Raw genomic sequence first — 3,347 nt, 5'->3', positions numbered from 1 at the left:
TCAGTGGTGGACCCGACCAGGAGGGGGTCAAAATTCGAGCGGTGATAAAGGGTCAGTATTCACCCGGTGGCGACAGCTGCTCCAGAGCATCAGTTGACAATCGATCGAGAACTACCTGTCCCATGAACACAACATACGACCCAGCAGTGACAGAAAAACCTACAAAACGACCGTCTAGGAGAGAAAAACGAGGGAATTCCCCAGTGCCCGAAGCGTTTCATTCAGTGGATGCCGGCCGCCTCCGTGAGGTAGCCGACGAGTTCGGGCACCTTGTTCAAGGGGGTGTGTCCACCCGGATAACTGTCGAGTGTCACCTCGATCCCCGCTTCCTCAAGACGAAGCGCCAGGAACTGCCCTTCGTCGATGAAGCTGATGACTCCGTCGTCGAGTTGGCCGAGACGGTTAAGGTCGTAACGAATCGATCCGTCAGGGTCTCGTTGCGCCAGCCAGCCCGTCTCATCCCACGGATCGCCGAACCCTCGCGGTGCTGTGCCTTCATCGGCATACCAAAGGAAGAACCGTGTCTCCATGTCGGTCGGCCAGAGGTTCGGATCGACATACGTCGCAACCGTGGCCTGCATTGCTTCGAGATCGGCCGCGAACCCTCCGTCGAAGATCGATGAGTGCATGAAGTACTCGCTGTCACCGAGAACCGCACCGGTGATCGGAGCAGGTGGATTCTCGGCCACGCAGCCGGGGATCGGCTCGCTGGCAGGGTCGAGTGCCGCCCCGGATGCCGGTCCGACACCCGCAGAGAATCCGTAGACGACGACAGGCAGCGAAACATCTGGGTCGGGTTGGGCATACGCCACTGCACAATTGGCTGCTGCATAGAAGAAGTCGAACGACTCCGGGGTGACTTGAGAGAGATTGACCCCGTCAGCCAGTTCGGTACAAACACATACATCCCGGCGGCTGCGGCTGCCTCGGCAACAACGGTCGTATTGCGGCCGTCCTTGCTGTCGAAATTGCCGTGGAACATGACAACGACAGGCCATGACCCTTCGCCCTCCGGCACATAGATGTCCCCCTCGAACACTCCCCCTTCGACCGTCAGATAGGTGAGGTCCTCCATTCTGGTGAACGCCGCATCAGAGTTGGTTGTGGTGGTCGATGTCGGCACAGATGTGGTTGTGTCGGATTGTGGTGTGGTCGTCGATGTCGCAGACTCATCTGGTCCTTCAGTTGTGGTCGTCGCCCCGCCTCCACAGGCCGCCACCAGCGCCATCACCGCTAGAAGGAGTATCGCCCGGTCTCTCATCAGAAACCTCCCGCAGAACCATCACTCCCCACCTTCCAGTATCAGGACAAGCCAGGGTTCGCGCAAGGGCCGGAAGTGAGGTCTCGGTTTCACTGATTTGTTGGTTGGAGAAGTTGGGTCTATTCGCCGGTGTCGAGATCGATGGTCCACACGTCGGCGCCAGCGCCCCCTGCCCTCCTCGGGCGTTTCTGGTCCGCCGGACCGGGGGCCGTTTGGATCGGTGCCGGGCGGACAGGTGTGAGGTCCCCAACATGCACCTAATCACGCTCAGCTGCTCCACCCTCAGCTTCCACAAACCACCCTCGAAATCGGCGACGGTCAAACGGCCGACCGTCTCGATTCCATCGCCGAATACGCCCGTGGCCCAAAGCGCCCACTCTCCGGACGCGGCGGAACCTCCACCAAGTGGAGGTTCCGAAGTGGTAGCCCCGACCAGATTCGAACTGGCGTTACCGGCTTGAGAGGCCGGCGTCCTAGGCCTCTAGACGACGGGGCCGTTGTTGCCCTTCACAGGGCTCGCTCGGGGGGAAGGACTCGAACCCTCAATGACAGGACCAGAACCTGCTGTGTTACCGATTACACCACCCCCGAATGGGCGCGTCTGCCCAACGGGCGGACGGCATCATACCGCACCACAGGGGGATTCCCACAGCCAGGTTCAGCTACCCGCGGCGAGCGCGACGAGTTGCTCGAACTCCTCATTCGACTTCACCCCGGACGATCGCAGTATCACCGTGTTGTCCGCCCCGACAACGACCCAGGCGGGAACGCTGGGGATCCCGAGCGCCCGGTCGATCGAGCCTGTTCTGTCATCCAGAATGACCGGCGCCGACCACCCCTCCCGTTCGAACCAGGCCGCCGGCGGGTAGTTCTCCCGAGCAGCTTCGACACGGGTCGAAATGGCGTAGATGTCGACATCGGTCGGAAGGCCGTTGGCATCGAAGTAATCCTGAAGGCCCGAGACCTCGGACCGGCAGAACTGTCACCAATGCGCCAGGTTGAGCAGGAGCTTGGGTCGGCCGTCGTTGGTGATAACGACCGGATCACCTTCGAAGTCAACTCCCTCGATCTCGGGCAATGCGAGCCCGACCGCCCCATCGACGACAGCTGCGTCGAAAGTCGGAAGTCCGGCGCCGCGGACGGTGACATCCCCGTACACCGTACCCTCGTCGGTGCTCAGCAGAGTGGCCACCACGGCCAGCACCACAATCGCCCCGCCAACTCCCCAGAACAGCGGCGCCATGCTTTGCTTTCGCTTCCGGGACTTGTACTTCGCCATCGCTTCCTCGTTTCGCGGAGATCGACCGTACAATCGTCCGCAACACATTAGGGGAACATGACAAACCAGAACACCTCCAAGACCCGCACCGTCCTGATCTTCGGCGTGGCGGCCGCGCTAGTAATACTCGCCGGGGTGGCCGCCATCTTCATTTCCGGCGGCAACGACGCAGATCCTGAGGCCGGCGCGCCAACCGCAGACGGAAGCGCTGCGGTCGGCATCAGCGAGATCCGCCCGGTAGCCATCACCGGCGACCCATTGCCTGCGATGCCGGAGCAAGGAACGGACGTCGCCCTTGGATCCCCAATGCCCGAACTGAGCGGCCAGTCGTTCGATGGAACACCGGTCGAGATCAAGAACGATGGCCGGCCCAAGATCATCCTGTTCCTGACCCACTGGTGACCGCAATGCCAGTCCGAGGTCTCGGACTTGATCACCTACTGGTCTGCCAACGAACTTCCGACCGACGTCGACATCGTCAGCATCTCCGGGAGTGCGCGACCGGCGGAATCCGAATACCCACCGAGCGCCTGGCTCGCCGATTGGCCCATACCTGTGCTCGTCGACGACGAGTCGGGCTCGGCCATGCGGAGTTACGGGCTCACCTACTTCCCGTTCTCGGTACTCGTAGACGGATCGGGCACCGTTGTCACCCGCCACGTCGGATCGCTGACCGGCCCCGACATCGAGACCGCCATCCTGGCCCTGCGCGAGCAAGGGTGAAACAAAGAGGTTCTAGTGGTCTGTCTGCTATTTGATGACCGGGGTAGGCAGTGCCACGAACCCTGCCACAGCGGGGATCGTCCG

General features: G+C 61.7%; 5 protein-coding genes and 2 tRNA genes. 3 read left to right on the top strand and 4 right to left on the bottom strand.

All coding sequences use genetic code 11. The annotated features are described in order from the left end of the window. Positions 1–221 precede the first annotated feature (221 nt). Positions 222–812, bottom strand: coding sequence for a hypothetical protein (locus P1T08_18535; GenBank protein MDF1598072.1), 591 nt, complete (start codon positions 810–812; stop codon positions 222–224). 249 nt (positions 813–1,061) lie between these two features. On the opposite strand from P1T08_18535, the gene P1T08_18530 reads away from it, so the two are divergent. Then, the gene (locus tag P1T08_18530; GenBank protein MDF1598071.1) at positions 1,062–1,340 is read left to right on the top strand and encodes a hypothetical protein; all 279 of its coding nucleotides are present in this window, start codon (positions 1,062–1,064) and stop codon (positions 1,338–1,340) included. 341 nt (positions 1,341–1,681) lie between these two features. Here P1T08_18530 and P1T08_18525 read toward each other — a convergent pair. The 3 genes from P1T08_18525 to P1T08_18515 all read right to left on the bottom strand — a co-directional run bounded on the left by P1T08_18525 (position 1,682) and on the right by P1T08_18515 (position 2,540). After that, a tRNA-Glu gene (locus P1T08_18525) sits at positions 1,682–1,757 on the bottom strand. A 23-nt stretch (positions 1,758–1,780) separates the two neighbouring features. Then, positions 1,781–1,852: transfer RNA gene (locus tag P1T08_18520), tRNA-Gln, on the bottom strand. A gap of 391 nt (positions 1,853–2,243) precedes the next feature. Continuing rightward, positions 2,244–2,540: a hypothetical protein gene (locus P1T08_18515; protein ID MDF1598070.1), complete on the bottom strand. Its 297-nt coding sequence runs from the start codon at positions 2,538–2,540 to the stop codon at positions 2,244–2,246. A gap of 57 nt (positions 2,541–2,597) precedes the next feature. On the opposite strand from P1T08_18515, the gene P1T08_18510 reads away from it, so the two are divergent. Together P1T08_18510 and P1T08_18505 are read left to right on the top strand one after the other, a co-directional pair. Then, entirely contained in the window at positions 2,598–2,942 is a 345-nt protein-coding gene (locus tag P1T08_18510) for a hypothetical protein (GenBank protein ID MDF1598069.1), read from the top strand. 27 nt (positions 2,943–2,969) lie between these two features. Beyond that, positions 2,970–3,263 (top strand): hypothetical protein, encoded by a 294-nt coding sequence (locus tag P1T08_18505; GenBank protein ID MDF1598068.1) that lies wholly within the window; start codon positions 2,970–2,972, stop codon positions 3,261–3,263. Positions 3,264–3,347: the final 84 nt, after the last annotated feature.

The sequence above is a fragment of the Acidimicrobiia bacterium genome, from assembly GCA_029210695.1.
Classification (GTDB): Bacteria; Actinomycetota; Acidimicrobiia; order Spongiisociales; family JAHEDJ01; genus JAHEDJ01.
This window is presented reverse-complemented; position numbering and strand designations above follow the sequence as displayed.